A 545-nucleotide genomic window follows, 5' to 3' on the forward strand; every position below is an offset into this window, starting at 1 on the left:
TACATGGTCTACATGTTCCAGTATGACTCCACTCACGGCAAATTCAACGGCACAGTCAAGGCCGAGAATGGGAAGCTTGTCATCAACGGGAAGCCCATCACCATCTTCCAGGAGCGAGACCCCACTAACATCAAATGGGGTGAGGCCGGTGCTGAGTATGTCGTGGAGTCTACTGGTGTCTTCACCACCATGGAGAAGGCCGCCAAGATTGGTCAGATCTTCGTCACCACCACTGGCTGCCGTGACATTCTCACTGGTGCTCACTTTGAGGCCATGCCCAACGACGCCATCGTCTGCAACATTGGCCACTTCGACAACGAGATTGACATGAATGGCCTCGAGACCTTCCCTGGTGTCAAGAGGATCACCATCAAGCCCCAGACCGATAGATGGGTGTTCCCCGACACCAAGTCCGGTGTCATCATCCTCGCTGAGGGGAGGCTGATGAACCTCGGATGTGCTACTGGGCACCCTAGCTTTGTCATGTCGTGCTCGTTCACGAATCAGGTGATTGCGCAGCTGGAGCTCTGGAATGAGAAGGCGAG

General features: G+C 54.9%; 1 protein-coding gene. It reads left to right on the forward strand.

Going from position 1 to position 545, the window contains the following annotated elements; all coding sequences use genetic code 11:
* The coding region (locus ACTS4L_RS11425) for an adenosylhomocysteinase (RefSeq protein ID WP_440652079.1) at positions 1–545 on the forward strand (545 nt) is incomplete at both ends.

It is taken from the genome of Cysteiniphilum sp. 19S12-1, assembly GCF_052030685.1.
GTDB lineage: Bacteria > Pseudomonadota > Gammaproteobacteria > Francisellales > Francisellaceae > Caedibacter.